At 55.6% G+C, this 17472-nt stretch carries 14 protein-coding genes and 1 tRNA gene; 14 read left to right on the top strand and 1 reads right to left on the bottom strand.

Annotation, left to right across the window (positions count from 1 at the left end):
- Nucleotides 1-341 precede the first annotated feature (341 nt).
- Entirely contained in the window at nt 342-1355 is a 1014-nt protein-coding gene (gene tsaD, locus BN873_RS14650) for a tRNA (adenosine(37)-N6)-threonylcarbamoyltransferase complex transferase subunit TsaD (protein WP_048675242.1), read from the bottom strand.
- Between the two features lie 110 nt (nt 1356-1465).
- On the opposite strand from tsaD, the gene rpsU reads away from it, so the two are divergent.
- From rpsU to BN873_RS14580, 14 genes are all read left to right on the top strand, one after another.
- Nucleotides 1466-1681 carry a 30S ribosomal protein S21 gene (rpsU, locus tag BN873_RS14645; RefSeq protein WP_048675239.1) on the top strand — a complete coding sequence of 72 codons (216 nt, stop codon included), beginning with the start codon at nt 1466-1468 and terminating at the stop codon, nt 1679-1681.
- Nucleotides 1682-1733: 52 nt separating this feature from the next.
- The gene (locus BN873_RS14640) at nt 1734-2180 is read left to right on the top strand and encodes a GatB/YqeY domain-containing protein (protein ID WP_048675236.1); all 447 of its coding nucleotides are present in this window, start codon (nt 1734-1736) and stop codon (nt 2178-2180) included.
- Nucleotides 2181-2285: 105 nt separating this feature from the next.
- The gene (gene dnaG / locus BN873_RS14635) at nt 2286-4040 is read left to right on the top strand and encodes a DNA primase (RefSeq protein ID WP_053085390.1); all 1755 of its coding nucleotides are present in this window, start codon (nt 2286-2288) and stop codon (nt 4038-4040) included.
- Nucleotides 4041-4121: 81 nt separating this feature from the next.
- Nucleotides 4122-5984, top strand: coding sequence for an RNA polymerase sigma factor RpoD (rpoD, locus tag BN873_RS14630; RefSeq protein WP_048675233.1), 1863 nt, complete (start codon nt 4122-4124; stop codon nt 5982-5984).
- A 79-nt stretch (nt 5985-6063) separates the two neighbouring features.
- A tRNA-Ile gene (locus tag BN873_RS14625) sits at nt 6064-6139 on the top strand.
- Between the two features lie 332 nt (nt 6140-6471).
- Complete coding sequence (locus BN873_RS19655) at nt 6472-6783, top strand: hypothetical protein (protein WP_082161317.1); 312 nt, start codon at nt 6472-6474, stop codon at nt 6781-6783.
- A 179-nt stretch (nt 6784-6962) separates the two neighbouring features.
- Nucleotides 6963-7700: a hypothetical protein gene (locus BN873_RS20660; protein WP_197613647.1), complete on the top strand. Its 738-nt coding sequence runs from the start codon at nt 6963-6965 to the stop codon at nt 7698-7700.
- Nucleotides 7701-7742: 42 nt separating this feature from the next.
- A complete protein-coding gene (locus BN873_RS20655; protein ID WP_197613646.1) occupies nt 7743-8585 on the top strand; it encodes a hypothetical protein in 843 nt (280 codons plus the stop codon).
- 142 nt (nt 8586-8727) lie between these two features.
- Complete coding sequence (locus BN873_RS14610) at nt 8728-9546, top strand: hypothetical protein (protein ID WP_053085386.1); 819 nt, start codon at nt 8728-8730, stop codon at nt 9544-9546.
- On the top strand, nt 9543-12119 hold the full coding sequence (locus BN873_RS14605) for a molybdopterin-dependent oxidoreductase (RefSeq protein WP_242434444.1): 2577 nt from the start codon (nt 9543-9545) through the stop codon (nt 12117-12119). The genes BN873_RS14610 and BN873_RS14605 overlap by 4 nt, the downstream gene beginning before the upstream one ends.
- Nucleotides 12120-12140: 21 nt before the next feature.
- Entirely contained in the window at nt 12141-12815 is a 675-nt protein-coding gene (locus tag BN873_RS14600; RefSeq protein ID WP_048675230.1) for a 4Fe-4S dicluster domain-containing protein, read from the top strand.
- Nucleotides 12812-13597, top strand: coding sequence for a TorD/DmsD family molecular chaperone (locus BN873_RS14595; RefSeq protein WP_048675226.1), 786 nt, complete (start codon nt 12812-12814; stop codon nt 13595-13597). The genes BN873_RS14600 and BN873_RS14595 overlap by 4 nt, the downstream gene beginning before the upstream one ends.
- Nucleotides 13598-14333: 736 nt before the next feature.
- Nucleotides 14334-15476, top strand: a complete 1143-nt coding sequence (locus tag BN873_RS14585; protein WP_082161315.1) for a 4Fe-4S binding protein — start codon at nt 14334-14336, stop codon at nt 15474-15476.
- A gap of 45 nt (nt 15477-15521) precedes the next feature.
- Complete coding sequence (locus BN873_RS14580) at nt 15522-17465, top strand: ATP-binding protein (protein WP_139031738.1); 1944 nt, start codon at nt 15522-15524, stop codon at nt 17463-17465.
- Nucleotides 17466-17472: the final 7 nt, after the last annotated feature.

Raw genomic sequence — 17472 nt, 5'->3', positions numbered from 1 at the left:
GTAATTGGCGGGTGCGGATTGAAACACCTCGCTCCTTGTGCCGGCTGCGCCGCCCATTGAAATTCACCCGCCGTAATTGGCGGGTGCGGATTGAAACGTTCAGCGGCTTGACGTAGTGCGTCTTGGCGTAGCAAATTCACCCGCCGTAATTGGCAGGTGCGGATTGAAACAGCGATACATTGCGGGCAAGCCGGTATTGGCGCGAGCAAATTCACCCGCCGTAATTGGCAGGTGCGGATTGAAACAGTACGACCCATCAGCTTACCCGGACACGTACCGTAAATTCACCCGCCGTAATTGGCGGGTGCGATAAGCCAAATTCACTTAGTAGGATTAGGTTTTCAGGCCGCCAGCAAACTATCTAGGGGCCAACGCGGCATGACCTCAATCGCGGCATCTTCCCCTTGACCAGCTGCCAGCCGTCGCCAACCCGCATAGGCGATCATGGCACCGTTATCGGTACAAAACTCCAAGCGCGGATAATAAACCTGCCCACCCAATTCAGCGGCCAATTCCCACAACCGTTCCCTTAACCGCCGATTGGCCCCTACCCCACCCGCCACCACTAAGCGTTTTAAGCCCGTCGCGTGCAAAGCTCGCCGACATTTGATGGCTAATGTCTCCACCACTGCCTCCTCAAAGGCGCGTGCCACATCCGCTCGATTTTCAGGGCTGGATTCCAACGCTCGCCAAGTATTGATAGCAGCGGTTTTCAAGCCGCTGAAACTAAAATCGCAGCCGGGTCGGTCGGTCATTGGTCGCGGGAACCTAAAGCGCTGAGGATCGCCCTGTTCCGCCAATTTGGCCAAGGCTGGGCCACCCGGATACGGCAATCCCAACAGCTTGGCCGTTTTATCAAACGCCTCACCGGCAGCATCGTCGATTGATTCGCCCAAAATTCGGTAGCGGCCGATACCTTGCACATCAACCAATAGGCTATGGCCGCCGGAGACCAGCAACGCTACGAAGGGGAACTTCGGTGGATTCGGCTCTAGCATCGGTGCCAGTAAATGGCCTTCCATATGATGAACACCGATCACGGGTACTTGCCACGCCCAAGCCAGACTACGCCCGATAGCCGCTCCAACCAGCAATGCACCAATCAAGCCGGGGCCTCGCGTATACGCCACACCGTCGATTTGGCTTGGAGCGACGGCTGCTTGCCGACACACTTCGCGCAGCAGCGGCAAGATCTTGCGAACGTGATCACGCGAGGCCAGTTCCGGCACTACCCCGCCGTATTCGGCGTGGAGTTCGACCTGGCTATGCAGCGCATGAGCCAACAGGCCGCGCTCGCTCTCGTAAAGCGCCACACCTGTTTCATCACACGAGGTTTCGAGACCTAAAATCAGCATGACCCCCCTCATCTTTGCATTTGGCAATACGCACGATTACAATTCGCCGTTTACCGATAATTTGATATCTAACGACTAACCGATCAAACATGAATGAGGTGACGTTTTAAATGCCTTCCGTGAAAGTGAAAGAGAATGAGCCGTTTGACGTGGCCCTGCGCCGCTTCAAGCGTTCCTGCGAGAAAGCCGGGGTCCTGTCTGAGGTCCGTCGGCGCGAGTTTTACGAAAAACCGACCCAGGAACGCAAACGCAAGCGTGCTGCCGCCGTCAAACGTCATCTAAAAAAGCTTTCCAGGGAAGTATCTCGCCGCACCCGCATGTACTGACGTATATTCAAACAGAGCCTTCTTTTCAACTCTCCCGTTCCGAGCCAACCTCATGTCCCTTAAAGCTCAGATTAATGAAGACATGAAAACCGCCATGCGCGCCAAGGATAAGGAACGTCTTGGCGCCATCCGCCTGATCTTAGCCGCCATCAAACAGCGTGAGGTGGACGAGCGCATTGAATTGAGTGAAATTCAAGTGCTTGGCGTACTGGAGAAAATGATCAAGCAGCGCCGCGAATCTCTCGCACAGTATCAAAATGCCGGACGGGATGATCTGGCGTCGCGAGAATCTTTTGAGATTGATCTGATCCAAACGTATATGCCGGCATCACTGAGCGATGCCGAGATCGATAGCCTGATCGCTGACGCTATCGCGGCCACTGGTGCTCAATCGCTACGCGACATGGGTAAGGTCATGGCCCTAATCAAAGATCAGGCGCAAGGTCGGGCTGATATGGCGGCCGTCAGCTCCCGCGTTAAAGCACGCTTTAATAGTTGATTCGCCTTCCTCCCGGATTCTCGCTAGCGATATTCACGTCTTTTTTGTGGTCTTTGAGCGCCCCGACCGCTGACGGTTGGGGATTTCTCCGCTAGTCTTTGGCCTATGGCTGGCCGGATACCCCAGGAGTTCTTCGATCAATTGCTCGGGCGAGTGGATATTGTCGAGATTATCCACAGCCGAGTACCCCTGCGGCGTGCAGGCCACGAATTTATGGCCTGCTGTCCGTTTCACGCCGAGAAAACCCCCTCGTTCTCGGTAAGCCCGCGCAAGCAGTTCTATCACTGTTTCGGCTGTGGATCTCACGGCAACGCTATTGGTTTTTTGATGGCCTACGAGCGCTTGGAATTTCTCGATGCCGTCGAGGAATTGGCGCATTTAGCAGGACTTGATCTGCCTGAAACGACCACTAGCGATAGCGCGTCGGCGCTACCGACTAAGCGTTTGCTCGAATGGATCTCTCAAGCTGACCATTTTTTCCGCCAACAATTACGCGAGCATCCACTCCGACAACGGGCTGTGGATTATTTGCGCCAACGCGGCTTAACCGGCCAGATTGCCAATACCTTCGGTATCGGATACGCGCCTCCCGGCTGGGAAAATCTCGGCAAGGCACTGAATGGGGCCGGTGCGAACAGCGCCGATCTTATCGCCGCCGGCCTCGTCAGCATGGACGAACAAGGCCGGGCACGGGATCGCTTCCGCGACCGTATCATTTTCCCAATCCGCGACCGTAGAGGCCGGGCCATCGGCTTTGGTGGCCGTGCGCTCGACGGAGATACCACGCCGAAATATCTCAATTCTCCCGAAACCTCTCTCTTTCATAAGGGATCGGAACTCTACGGCCTCTATGAGGCGCGTACTCAGAACCGGCAATTGCCACGGCTGCTAGTGGTGGAAGGCTATATGGATGTGGTCGCTTTGGCCCAACATGAGATCTCGTATGCCGTCGCCACCCTGGGCACAGCCACTACCGCCGAGCACATTGATCGCCTGTTTCGCACGGCTGACGATCTGGTATTTTGCTTCGACGGCGACCGGGCCGGACGCGCTGCTGCGTGGCGAGCGTTAACTGTGGCGCTGCCTTTTTTGCGCGATGGCCGCCAGGCTGGTTTTTTATTTCTCCCGGACGGTGAAGACCCGGATAGCCTGGTCCGAGCTGAAGGGCAAGCCGCATTTGCGCGCCGCATCCAACACAGTACCCCCTTGGCGGACTACTTGTTTGACGAACTGCGGGGCCAGGGCGATCCAAATACGTTGGCCGGCCGTGCCCGTATGGCGGAACTGGCCCGCCCATTGCTCGAAAAGCTCCCAGAAGGGCACTTTCGCGACCTCATGCAGGAACGACTGCGCAAGGAAGCACAATTGGTGAACACCCGGCTGCGGCCCCCAACGCCGACAGCCCATCTAACCGAAGATCACAGCTTGCGTTTAGCACGCACGCCAGTGCGCAGACTGATCGCTCTGTTACTGTATCGACCGATGCTAGCACAACAAACAACCGTCGAGGATCTCGTACTCCCAGACGACAACCGACCGGGAATGCAACTCGTGGCGAACTTGCTTTGCGCGCTGCACTCCAATCCAGAGCTGACCGCTGCCGCCCTGCTGGAGCGCCATCGAGATACTCCAGAAGGGGCGATCTTGGAGCGGTTAGCCGCTTGGAAGCCGCAGATCCCGGATGAAGAATACCAATTTGAACAGGAATTTAGCGACATCGTTGCCACTCTAAAGCGGCGTGACGATCTGCCCGACCGGTTGCCCGACCTGCTCATGGGCCGGGGAACAGCGCGAGCATTCAGCACCGAGGAACGTGAGGAAATTTTACGGAACTTGCTAAAAGCGAAAAGGTCTAATTGAACCAACTTTTTTAAATAAAAAATACTGTGATATCATCGAAGGTTTGGATTTTTATTTACCTTTCTAATATGTGAACAGGTCATGAGCGAGCAGCAACAATCGCAATTGAAGAAGTTGATTGCCCGCGGCAAGGAAAAGGGTTTCCTGACTTATGCCGAGGTGAATGACCATCTGCCGGATGATATCGTCGATCCTGAACAGATCGAAGATATTATCTCGATGATCAATGATATGGGTATCGAGGTTCACGAGTTCGTTCCCGATACTGAAACCCTGCTGCTCAATGAAAATCCGGTCAGTGCCGATGACGATGTGGTCGCTGAGGAAGCGGCGGCAGCCCTGGCAGCAGTCGATAGCGAATTCGGACGTACCACCGATCCGGTGCGCATGTATATGCGCGAGATGGGTACGGTCGAGTTGCTGACGCGCGAAGGTGAGATTCAGATCGCCAAGCGGATCGAAGAAGGGATGACCCAAGTTCTCTCAGCTTTGGCCAGCTATCCCCTCACCTCCGCTACCCTGCTGAAGATTTACGATTCCATCAGTGAAAACGGTACTCGGCTTGCCGATGTCATCAGTGGCTTCAAAGATGTAGAGGAAACCGCCCCACCCTTGCCGGACGTCGATTTATTGCTGGCCGTCGATGACCCGGATGCCGTGGTCGTTGAAGATGAGGTGGTAGTACCTGAGGACGACGATGAAGAGGGTGCGCAGGCTGTTGTCGAGAGCGGTCCCGACCCCGAAGAAACGGCTCGACGTTTTGCCGATTTACGGGGTTTATGTACCCAAGCATTAGAGGCCATTGATGCGCTAGGCTTACAAAACGCCCATCCTCAAGAGCTGCGCCAGCAACTCAGCGAGCGCTTTCTCCAGTTCAGGCTAGTGCCAAAAACACTGGATCTGCTGATTGCCAATCTGCACGAAATCGCTGAGCGTATTCGTACTCAGGAAAAAGAAATCATGGCGATTTGCGTCAATAAAGCGCAGATGCCACGCAAAGCGTTCATCACCTCCTTCCCACAAAATGAAACGCGACTGGAATGGGTGGATGAGCAGATTGGAGCCGGTAAAAAGCATTCCGCCTTGCTAGCCGACTACCGTGCGGAGATATTACAGGCGCAGCAACAACTGCAAGTCATTGAGGCGGAAGCCCGCTTATCGATCCACGAAATCAAAGATATTAATCGCCACATGTCCATTGGCGAGGCTAAAGCACGCCGCGCCAAGAAAGAGATGGTGGAAGCCAACCTGCGCCTAGTGATCTCCATCGCCAAGAAGTACACCAATCGAGGTCTGCAATTTTTAGACCTGATTCAGGAAGGCAACATCGGGTTAATGAAGGCAGTCGATAAGTTCGAATACCGGCGCGGTTACAAATTCTCGACTTACGCCACCTGGTGGATCAGACAAGCGATCACCCGATCCATTGCTGATCAGGCTCGGACCATTCGTATCCCGGTACATATGATCGAAACGATCAATAAGCTGAACCGAATTTCGCGGCAGATGTTGCAGGAAATGGGTCGCGAACCGACACCGGATGAACTGGCGAAACGGATGGAAATGCCGGAGGATAAGGTACGCAAGGTCTTGAAAATCGCCAAGGAGCCTATTTCGATGGAGACTCCCATCGGCGATGATGAAGACTCTCATCTAGGTGATTTTATTGAAGATCTCAGTGTATTATCGCCGGTTGAAGCTGCGACGGTCGAAGGTTTGCGTGAGGCGACCCGAGAGGTTCTATCGACGCTGACCCCGCGTGAGGCCAAGGTGCTGCGGATGCGGTTTGGCATTGATATGTCGACCGATCATACCCTGGAAGAAGTTGGTAAACAGTTCGATGTAACCCGCGAGCGTATCCGGCAAATTGAAGCTAAGGCATTGCGTAAACTCCGGCACCCCAATCGCTCCGAGCAACTGCGCAGCTTTCTGGATTTAGAATAAGCTATCGCCATGATGCAGCACTGATTTGGAGCGATGCCAACCGGCATGGAATCTAGCCAGAAGATAACATCCTCAATCCGGGCCCTTAGCTCAATGGTCAGAGCAGGGGACTCATAATCCCTTGGTTGTAGGTTCGAATCCTACAGGGCCCACCAAAACTTATTTTCAATCGAAGCCTTGATAGATCGCTTATCAAGGCTTCTTCATTTGTGCATTTGCCAAATATGCAATTTTGGCATGAAGTTATTGAAATGATTTTCAAATAGTTATTAATTTTTAACCTGAAATTACTGTCATTTTGGCATAAAAATATAGCATTCAGCATACGGGCTCGAAATAAAAATTCATTAAAAATAAATAGTTAAAAATAAAAATGCGCATGGCTTAGGTTTTGCTAATACTTAAATACTTACTAAATGCGCTTTTTTACCTCAGCTAGTACCAGATAATCGCTAGCACCATAGGGCAAACACCAAAGAACGCAAACATGATGCGAAAAGCAAAGATTATCTTAGGGTTAGCCATTGCAGCTCTGTCATCTCCCAGCGTTATCATTGCTGCCACGGATAATTTATTTATCGCCGGGATAAACCCTGATCAACGACCCGCAAACACTCCAATCATCTTGGAAGCATTCAAAGATCAAGCATGGTACGCAAAAGCGCTAACTGGCGTTACCCAACCTTACCCCAATAGCCTTCGTTTTCTGGACGATCAAGGTAACTGGTATACACCGTTTAATCGACCTGGAATGACAGGGCGTTACGATATTCGTGGCTGGCACCGTTCAAGTAATTAGACCTTTTTGACTAAGATCAAGCAGGTCCAAAAATCCCATTCAAAAATCGTATCAGTCGCACACAGAGAATCTACCATTGATTTGCTGGATGGTGAGCTTTGCTAAAAGCCATTCAAGCGTTACTCAAGGTTTGCTCTGTATTTGACATGTCAACCGAAGCCATAATCTGGAGGAATTTCGTGAAAAAGATCAGTAGAGTCTCACAGTTACCGCTATTTTTTGGTGTGCTTCTTGGAACTCTAGGCGCAAGCCCTCTTGCAACGGCCGATATGTCCGGTATGGGCGGCATGTCCGGTATGGACGGTATGGGCGGCATGTCGGGAATGTCCGGCATGGGCGGCATGTCGGGAATGTCCGGCATGGGCGGCATGTCGGGAATGTCCGGCATGGGCAGCATGTCGGGAATGTCCGGCATGGGCAGCATGTCGGGAATGTCCGGCATGGGCGGCATGTCGGGAATGTCCGGCATGAGTGGCATGGGCGGTATGGGTGGTATGTCGGGAATGTCCGGCATGGGTGGTACTGGCGGCTCAAACTGGGTATGCACGATGTGGGTTCAGCCTGCTGCTAGCCCAAGCTGGGTGTGTGCGCAATGGACCTATCCTGCTTACTTTATGAGTGGGATGAGGGGCATGTCGGGTATGTCCGGCATGGGTGGCATGTCAGGAATGTCTGGCATGGGCGGTATGGGTGGCATGTCAGGAATGTCTGGTATGGGTGGCATGTCGGGAATGAGTGGTAATTGGGTTTGGATACCGTCCGGTATGAGCGGCATGTCGGGAATGGGTGGTATGGGTGGTATGGGCGGCATGTCGGGAATGGGTGGTATGTCCGGCATGGGTGGTATGTCGGGAATGGGCGGCATGTCCGGCATGGGTGGTATGTCGGGAATGGGCGGAAATTTTGGCTTCTACTAAGTAAACAACTAAAATTTAGAGAGAATTTTCATGAAAATTAAAATGTCGAAGATGTCTGTAGCCGTCGGTCTATTCCTTGGCACACTGGTCACTGCCCCAAGCTTTGCTGCGGGCATGGGCGGTATGTCCGGCATGGGCGGTATGTCCGGCATGGGCGGCATGGGCGGTATGTCCGGCATGGGCGGTATGTCCGGCATGGGCGGTATGTCCGGCATGGGCGGTATGTCCGGCATGGGCGGTATGTCCGGCATGGGCGGTATGTCCGGCATGTCCGGTATGGGTAGCATGGGCGGTATGTCCGGCATGTCCGGTATGGGTGGTGGTAGTAATGCTGGATGGGTATGTACACAATGGTCTCAACCTATGTCCGGCATGGGTGGCATGAGCGGAATGGGCGGCATGTCCGGTATGGGTGGCATGAGCGGAATGGGCGGCATGTCCGGTATGGGTGGCATGAGCGGAATGGGCGGCATGGGCGGAATGGGTGGTATGTCGGGGATGTCCGGCATGGGTGGCCAAGGTGCGGTATGCGTTCAATGGACGTATAACCCAGTTGTAATGGGCGGCATGTCCGGTATGGGTGGCATGGGCGGAATGAGCGGCATGTCCGGCATGGGCGGAATGAGCGGCATGTCCGGCATGGGCGGTATGTCAGGAATGGGTGGTATGGGCGGTATGTCAGGAATGGGTGGTATGTCTGGCATGGGCGGCATGGGTGGCATGTCAGGAATGGGCGGTATGTCGGGAATGTCCGGCATGGGCGGCATGGGCGGCATGGGCGGCATGGGCGGCATGTCCGGCATGTCAGGTATGAGTGGTATGCAGGGTATGGAAGGGAAGAAAGAAGAAGCTAAGGAACCCAAAAAGGAAGAAGTGAAGAAATAACAAGGTTACAGCGCCAAGAAACAAGGCAGTTGCTGTAAAGATTTCGGTGAATGGGGTGCTTAAGGATAAGCGCCCCTCACCTCAAACTAGAACAGTCGGTCAATCATCTTTTAAATCAAGATTGCCAAGTGAGGTCAGGTTTATGTGGAGGTTGCAGCCGAAATCCCTGCGGGGATGGGCAGGCTTGCTCATGGCGCTGTCGCTGATCTCGATCAACACCGTACAAGCCGAGAATCCCGATTATCAGAAGGCCCAGTGGCATCCCATCCATTTCCAACCACAAATAGCCAACGCCACTAACGAACAATGCTTGAGCTGCCATCAGGAAATTCTTAAAGACAAACCGCTGGAACAATCACCAGCCGGTGTTAAAACGACCGATGTCCTCGCTTGGTATCAAACGCTTGATACCTATCAAGGTGACCAGGACACCATGCATCGCCGACACTTGGTCGGGCCGCTGGCAACCCGCTTAATGGACATGAAGTGCAGCACCTGCCATCAGGGCAGTGATCCCCGCGAAGCAGCGCCCATCCCTCCGGTTCAAACGGGTGCTACCTTCACCTTACGTAAAAAGGTTGATCCAAATACCTGCCTGATGTGTCACGGTAATTTTAATTACAAGGTAATGACGGGCCTACCGGATCACTGGTCGAAATCGGGCGAATTATTTGGCAACAACTGTCTCGCGTGCCACGCTGCGTTTCGCACCAACCGCCATAAAGTCAATTTCCTGAAACCGGAAGCCATCGAAGTAGCGGGCAAGGAGAGCGGTGACTTCTGCTACGGCTGCCATGGCGGGCGTCAGTGGTACCGGATTAATTATCCTTACCCGCGTCACCCCTGGCCGGGCATGACTCTCGAAACGCCGGAATGGGCCAAGGGCCGTCCGACAGAATCAGAAGCACGGTTTTTACAATACATGAAGACGCCAAGCCAAGCATCGGGCGCCCCCCAATGAAAAGCCGGGATGATGCCAATATGACTGCAAATTCACCCCTCGACCTTTTGCGCGGCCGTCTTAATTTGTCGCGGCGTTCCTTCCTCAAGGCTACCGCCGCTGGCGCCGCACTGGGTAGCACCGGCCTGATCGAACTGAAAACCGCCCGCGAAGCCAAGGCGTTCGCTTACGAACCCTACCCGCGTGACGATCAATTGCAAACCGTCGTCACCAGTTGCGCTCACAACTGCGGCTCGCGCCACATGTTGGTAGCGCATAAAAAGGGTGATGTGATTGTCCGACTGTCTACTGACGATGGTCGCTATCAAGCGGATGGCGCATTTGGTAAAGACACTTTTGAAGAGCCGCAATTACGCGCCTGCTTGCGCGGCCGTTCCTACCGGCAGCGGCTTTATTCCGCAGAACGGCTGCTCTATCCGATGATCCGTGTTGGTGAGCGGGGCGAAGGCCGCTTCAAGCGCGCGTCGTGGGACGACGCGCTGACCTTGGTCGCCGAGAAGATGGTTGCGATCAAACAGCAATACGGGCCAACCGCCCTGCTTGATCAAGGCTATGCCGGCGCTTCTTACGGGGTGCTGCACAAGTCTGACCAGATTGAAGGGCTACTGGCGCGATTCCTGGGCATGTTCGGTTGTCGCACCAATTCCTGGTCGGTGCCATCCTATCAAGGCACCACCTTCAGTTCGCGGATGACTTTCGGCACCATTGAGGACGGTAACGAAGACGACGCTTTTGCCCATTCCAAGCTGATCATCATGTGGGGCTGGAACCCGGCCTACACCTTCCACGGCGGCAATACGTTTTACTACATGCGGCTGGCCAAGCAGCGTGGTTGCAAGTTCGTGCTGATCGATCCGCAATACACGGATTCCGCTGCGACTTATGACGCCTGGTGGATTCCGATCCATCCCGATACCGACGCAGCGATGCTGGCGGGAATGGCCCATTACATCTTCACCAACAACCTCCACGATCAAGCGTTCATCGATAAATTCTGTCTAGGAATGGACGCCGGCACGATGCCGGACTGGGCCAAGGATCAGGAAAATTTCAAGGACTACATCCTCGGTAAGTACGATAATCAGCCCAAGACCCCAGAATGGGCGGCCCAAATCTGTGGGGTTAAGGCCGAGGACATCAAGAAGCTGGCTGATATGTACGCCCGCACCAAACCGGCGGCGCTGAAAGCGTCCTGGGCGCCGGGCCGCAACGCCTACGGCGAGCAGTACAACCGCATGGCAGCGGCAGTACAGGCGATGACTGGTAATATCGGCGTGTTGGGCGGTTGCGCGGAAGGCGTCGGCAAAGCCTGGCATTCCGAAGCGGTCGCCTACCCCTACGATCAATACGCCAACGTCTGGTTCGCTTCCATCAAATCCGACCGTTGGGCACATTGCGTGCTCAATTATCCCAACGTCAAACGCGAAGAAATCGGCCTCTGGCCACGCCAGGATCATCTTGACGGCGTGATTCCCAACATTCGCGGCATCTTCTGGCAAGGTTCGGACTGGTTCAACCAGCTCACCAATATCAACAAGGAAATCCAGGCGATCAAGAAGCTTGATCTGGTGGTGTGCATGGATAGCACCATCACCCCGTCGGGCCTCTACGCCGATGTGCTGTTGCCGGTCGCCACTCACTTCGAACGCCACGATGTCGCCCTACCTTGGTACAAAGGGCATTACTATATCCATCGGCCCAAAGTCATTGAACCGATGGGCGAGAGTAAGACCGATTTCCAGATTTTCACCGAACTGGCGTATCGGCTCGGCTTTGGCCCAGGCTATAACCCGCGCGCCAACCGCGAGTATTTCCAGTACAACGATGCGGTCGATGATGCCTATTTGCGTACCTGGTGGGAAGAGAAGGTGATGCATCACCAGGGCGTGATGATGAGCTGGGATGAGTTCAAGCAACGCGGTGTGTACAAGTTCAAGCTGGACAAGCCGCATGTAGCGTTTCGCGCCCAAATTGAGCAAGGACTACCGTTTCAGACCCCTTCTGGCCGAATCGAAATTTTTTCTACCCAACTGGCACAGATCAAGGATTGGACGCGGACCCAATACGGTTATCCGATTCCGGCGATTCCAAAATGGATCGAGCCTTGGGAATATGCGGGCAGTGAGAAAACGAAGCAATACCCATTCCATCTGGTTTCACCGCATCCCCGCTGGCGCACCCACTCCATCTTCAATAACTGCGCTTGGCTACGAGAGACTTACGAACAGGAAGTGACGATCAACGCCTCCGATGCCAAACGGCTCGGCATCCAGACGGGTGACACCGTAGAGGTCTGGAATGATCGAGGCAAAGTCGTCGTCCCCACCTACGTAACCGAACGCTGTATGCCGGGTGTGCTGGTCCTGCACGAGGGGGCCTGGCTGGATTTAGACGAAAATGGCATCGACCGCGCTGGTAATCCTGATTTCCTTACGCTTGACGAACCCAGCCCGGCTGGGGCTTTCGCCTACAACACCGTGCTGGCGAACGTGAAGAAAACCGATCTAGCCCATCGACCGGGATGGGATAAGCAGGCGACGGCCCGCTCGTACATCTTCCGGCGCGAACTGTGAACCCCTTGAGGAGCCGATGCCATGGCTGACGCCAAAGCCCCCGAAAATGCGGCCGTGATCAAGGAAGCGGTCAAGCGTCGCAAGAAGGAAGTGTATACGCCGGTGAAGCCTGACATGCAGTTAGGCTTCATCCATAACAATGTCGATTGTATCGGTTGCCGCGCCTGCGAAATCGCTTGCAAGGATAAGAATGGGCTGGCAGCAGGCCCCCGCTTTCGGCGGGTGATGTATGTGGAAGGCGGCACCTATCCCGATGTCTACGCCTATAAAGTCAACATCTCCTGCAACCACTGCGGCGAACCGGCTTGTTTACCCGCCTGCCCGACCGGCGCGATTTTTAAGCGTAAGCAGGATGGCATCGTCGATATTGACTCGACCTTGTGCATCGGTTGCCGACGCTGTGAGGCGACTTGTCCCTACGGCGCACCGCAGTACGATCCGAGCGACCATCTGGTCAAGAAGTGCAACATGTGCGTCGATGAAATCGAGGCTGGCCGCAAGCCGTACTGCGTGATGGCCTGTATGATGCGGGTGCTGGACATCGGCCCGGTGGATAAGTTAATGAGCGGCGAATGGGAAACCAAGGCGTTGGGACCGAATGATAAGCCGGTGCGGGCGGTGAAGAATTTTGCCGATCCTGAGTTGACTAATCCCTCGATGGTCTTTATCCCCCACCGCAAAGGGATCGTGGAGTGACGGCACGGGCCGACACGGCATCCGCTGACCCGGATGCCGGGCCAGCCGTTACCCTGGATAGTTTCCGGCAGGCGGTAGCCGAGGATTTACTATCGCTTGCTCTGCTTCATCACGCCGAACCCAGCAGCACACTGCTGCAATCACTGCGGCAAGAAGGCGGTCTGTCGCTCGGTCTGGAATTGCAATCACCGGTTGGTCGGGAAGCGTTGCAGGCAATGGCGGCGGCGTTTGAGGGTCTGCCAGAAACGCTCAGTCAAACCATTCTTGATCAGTATGCCGCCGACTACACCGATATCTATCTCACCAACGGCTACGGCGCTTCACCGCACGAATCGGTCTGGCTGGATGAAGATCATTTGATGCGACAGGAGCCAATGTTTCAGGTTCGGGCTTATTACACTCGCCACGGTTTGACGGTGGGTGATTGGCGCATCCGGCCGGAAGATCATCTGGCGCTGGAACTCCAATTCCTGGCGCATCTGTTTGAGCCAGTGCGGGGCGATACTCTGACCGAGGCCGTCCGCTTTATGGATGAGCATTTGTTACGCTGGTTGCCACTCTTCAGTCAGCGGGTGGCGGAGCGTTGCCGTACCCGATTCTTCGCTGCTCTCGCCTTGCTCACCGCTGCCTATTGCCAAGAGCTACGCGATTTGCTGGCGGAATTGCTGGCCGAACCTCGCCCTACTGCCGAAGACATCGAGCAACGGATGAAGCCGAAACGTGGCGCTGCTCCGGCTCCGGCTCCGTCTACTTTTATTTCTGGACAAGGGCCAACGTGGTAGAGTTTTAGAGGCGGCTCCGCTGTATATATTCACCGTAGCAAAGTATGCAGAACCCTTACGCTTGTCCTACATGTCCGGATCGGGCCTCGCTTCTAGCCGCCGAACCAGCGACAGTTCGGCTACACACAAACGGGACCACTTGGACCAAACAGTCGGCACAGACGCCCGTCCATCTGGTTGCAATCTTCCGAGAACCGGGTATCAGTAACAACCGCATTGTGCCAACTGTGTTGGATTTGTGGGTTCAACAAGATGGTTCTTCGCTGGCTGCTGGGCGCCGCTGTTGGATAAAGCCGTTACTCAAAGCTCTGTCCGGCTTGCCGCCGGGGTTGACTGTGGCCTTGGATAACGGGGTACGGTGCCCGTGTCCGCAGCACACGGGTGGCTACCACGAACGGATAAACCACTGTGTGGGTCAGACACAACATTGGCTCGAAGGCCTAGTCCATCCCAATGGCGGACAACCTGGACTGTTGCTCTGCGACAAAGATTTGGCCTGCTCCTACTCCAAGTTGGGCTTGTTGCTCCGTCAAGAGGATAAGCAAGCCTGGCAAGCACCCTTCCGCTTCATAGACGCTGTAGGTGAGGAAGTCCTCTTCGTCTCTGGCAAGACCACCTACGATGGGTTGATACTGGCCCATCCGGTTTTGTTCAGTCACCAGCATGCTCGGGCCTATATCGACGCCTTCCAACTCAAAGGAGTGGTACAAAGGCTCGTGACTCTATCAAGGATAGCGTGACTCCACCTCCCCGCCCCAACACTCCAAAGGAAACCGCATCTCCACCGGAGACGGTCTCTAAACCCCCGCTACGCGCCTTAACAGAAACAATCGCCGCTAAAGCCCGACTCCCCACTGTCAGCGCCGACCGCTGCGTACACAGCCACATCAACGACGCCCGTTGCCGCGCTTGTGCAGACGCTTGCCCGCTTAATGCGTGGGTGATCGACGACGAACGGCTAGGAATCAACATCAATGCCTGTGACGGCTGCGGCCTGTGCGTTCCCGCCTGCCCAGAGAATGCCATCGCCTGCGATCAGGCTCTGGCTGATACGGGCGTCCGTTCCTGGAAGGGCCACACTGCACTCTTTCGCGCCTGCGAACGAACGGACTTAGACGCCGCCGACTGCCGAATCCCTTGCCTCCATAGCATCGGAACGCGCGAGCTGCTGCATCAGTACCGGTGCGGCATGGCGACCTGGATCATCACCAACGCCGACTGTGACGCCTGCCTGCGCGGTCGCGGCCAACGCCTATCGGAATCCGTTCAAAAAACCAACACGCTGCTGCAAAGCCGAAGTTTAGAACCCATCGCCCTGGTCGCACTGGAGCCAGCGCAATGGCAGAAAATCCTCAAGCAATCAACTCCCTGCCAAAGCGGGCCAGTCTCGACCCGCCGAAATTTCTTTCGTGATGCCTTGCGAACTGCCATCAACACCACCCGCGATGCCGCCGCGCTGGCCGGGGACGAACCGGCCAATTCCACACCACCCACAGCATCGCTACCGGAGACAGGGCCGGATGATCTTTTTCTAGCGACACCCAACATCGACCCGACCCGCTGCAATGGCTGTGACGCCTGCGTCCGGCTCTGCCCGCACCAAGCCATCCGCTTGAAAACGACCGATAGCGAACCGTGTTATCAAATCAAAGCCCAGTACTGCACCGGTTGCGGGATCTGTCGGGATGCCTGCGACCAAAACGCCATCCACATTGCCGCGCTTGCACTCCGGCCTCAAGCCGTTGCCTTGGCCCAAGGACACTGCCCGGCGTGCAACATCCGCTACCACCTGCCTACCGGACAGCTTCGACCCGATGGCTTATGCACCATCTGCGCGCGAACGCGCCACGGCCGTCAGCTCTATCAAGTATTGAGGTAGGTATCGACCCCCTTGGTGGCCCTCACCGGTCAGGCTCCTGTCAAAATGACAGCCCAAGCATGGTATGCTGGCCCTGCTCAAACCGCCTTGAGAACCCTACCCTTGCGTCACTGGATTGCCCGCAGCCTCAACCGCAAATTCATCGTGGCGGCTGCCGCTGGCTTACTGACCGTCTCACTCATTTTTCTCCTGGCTTTTGTCACGCTCTATCACGGCCAGCTCCGCGAGGAGCGAACTGTACGGGCTTCGGAAGTCAACCGGCTTTTACAAGCCGCACTCGTCAACGCCATGCTCAAGCGCGATCTACCCGGACTGCGGGAGATCATTGATGGGTTGGGTCAGGAACCCTCGATTCGGCAAGCGATGATTTTGAACCCAACCGGCGAGGTGCGCTTTGCCTCCGATCATCGGCTTATCGGCACACAACTGGCGCTATCGAGCGGTACAGACTGCCCTGTGTGTTTGCCCAAGAGCGCGCTGAGTCAAGAGACACAGCTCACCCTCAGCGATAGCCTGGGCCGGGATGTTTTGCGGGCGATCCATCCGGTACATAACCAGCCGCGTTGTGTGCAATGTCATGGCCCGACCGAGTTAAACCCTATCAACGGCATTCTAGTGATCGATCACGAGGCCGAAACGCTGCGGGCGCGCACCTTACACAGCACCGGTCTGCTGATGGGATCAGGCGCAGTCGTGGTTTTGCTTTCAGTCGCAGGCGGCTGGTGGTTCATTAACCGCTTCGTCCTCAAACCTGTCGCTCGGTTGGCAAGCGGCGCTAACGCACTGGCCAGCGGTCAACTCAACAGCCGGATTGTAGCGACCAGCGCGGATGAACTCGGCCAACTTGGTGCCACCTTCAACCACATGGCCGACACGCTCGCCCATAACCTGGCCGCCACCCAGGAACAAAAAGCCTTTTTGCAAAACCTGATCGACGCCATTCCCGATGGCATTCGGGTGATCGGCCCGGATTACCGCATCGTCCTGGCCAATCAAAGCTACAGCCAGCATTTAGGCCAAACAGCGCGGCAGATCATTGGCACCCCCTGCTATCGCTCCAGCCACCAGCGCGATAACCCCTGTCCGCCACACCTGATCACCTGCCCACTGGCTGAAATCGCCAAAACCGGCCAGCCGGTTAAAACCTTGCAAAGCTTCAGCCGCGACGATGGCAGCCCCGTTCATGTCGAGGTGTACGGTGCCTCCATGCCCGCCCGCAGCAACGGCCAAGACACGCTGTATGTCGTGGAATCGATTCGGGATCTGGCCAAGCAACTGCAATATTCGCATCAGCAGAAACATGCGACGCTCAGCCAGCTTGCGGCCGGCGTTGCTCACGAAATTCGCAATCCGCTGGCCTCGATCCGTATCGCACTGGATACGCTCTTCAAACTCCGTGATAACGCGGTGCGGGATGACGAACAACTGTACGAGTACCTGCATCTCGCCGACCGGCAAATTGACCGTTGTATCGATATTACCGAGCGCCTGCTGCGGCTGAGTTTACCGCCCGGCCACTCGCCGGATTTGGTTTCGATCAATAGTGCGCTGCAAGACACGGTGTCGCTGATGACACTGGAAGCGATCCAGCGCCAGGTCACTATCAATCTGGCGCTGAGCGCGCACGATGCCCGGACGGTCGCCGCCGATAGCGAAATCCGTATCGTCATCGTCAACATGGTGCAAAACGCTTTTCACGCCATGCCGCACGGTGGCCAGCTTCAGGTCAGCAGTCAAGTGGACGGGCAACACGTTACGATGACATTCGAGGATAACGGCACCGGCATTCGCCCCGAAGACCTGCCGTATATTTTCGATCCCTTTTTCAGCCATCGCGCCGACGGCGACCGGGGCACCGGGCTTGGCTTACCGATTTGCCGCGCCATCGTCGAACGCTGGGGTGGCAGCATCGCCATCGCTACCCAACTGGATCAGGGATCGCAGTTCACTGTCCAGCTTCCCAACGCCGATGCGCTCGATGCGGTCTAAAAACAAA

It is taken from the genome of Candidatus Competibacter denitrificans Run_A_D11 (assembly GCF_001051235.1).
GTDB classification, from domain to species: domain Bacteria; phylum Pseudomonadota; class Gammaproteobacteria; order Competibacterales; family Competibacteraceae; genus Competibacter_A; species Competibacter_A denitrificans.
Note: the sequence above shows the minus strand (reverse complement) of the source record. Positions and strands in the feature narration are given on the sequence as shown.